General features: G+C 69.6%; 2 pseudogenes. Both read left to right on the top strand.

Annotated features, from left to right (window positions below):
* Nucleotides 1-263 (top strand): annotated as a pseudogene (locus tag EOA27_RS41795) (Ldh family oxidoreductase); the annotation flags it as partial.
* Nucleotides 260-470 (top strand): annotated as a pseudogene (locus EOA27_RS39820) (hypothetical protein); the annotation flags it as partial. The pseudogenes EOA27_RS41795 and EOA27_RS39820, both read left to right, overlap by 4 nt.

Below are 470 nucleotides of genomic sequence, written 5' to 3'. Positions count from 1 at the left end.
ATCCAGGGCTTGTCGCCAGCCCCTTCTCCGGCACGGCCGGAGGGCCACCCGGAACCGGCCAGTTCTTCCTGGCGGTCTCGCCCGAGGCCACGTCGGGCGGCGCGTTCGCCGGCAATCTGGAAACCGTCGCCGGCGCCTTCATCGGCGAAGCGCGGCTTCCCGGCACGAGGCGCTTCGGCGCGCGCGAGAGCAATGCCCAAGGCATCGAGGTGGCGGCCGAAACGCTCGCCACGCTGGAAAAACTCGCAGGGATCGCCGCATGACGGCGATCGCGCTGCGCCCGCCGGAGGTCGTCATGCGCCTTAAGCGGCTTGGCGCGGCGCATCCGACGCGACTCAGCTTCCTGCGCCAGTTGATCCGCCGCGCCGCCAGGGAGAAATGGCGTGTCCGCAAGCACCTGTTCGACCTCGACGACAATGGGTTCGGGCGCGCGGTCTATGCGGTCGAGACGCCGGCAAGGATATACAGCC

Origin of the sequence: Mesorhizobium sp. M2A.F.Ca.ET.037.01.1.1 (genome assembly GCF_003998075.1) — a bacterium.
GTDB lineage: Bacteria > Pseudomonadota > Alphaproteobacteria > Rhizobiales > Rhizobiaceae > Mesorhizobium.
Note: the sequence above shows the minus strand (reverse complement) of the source record. Positions and strands in the feature narration are given on the sequence as shown.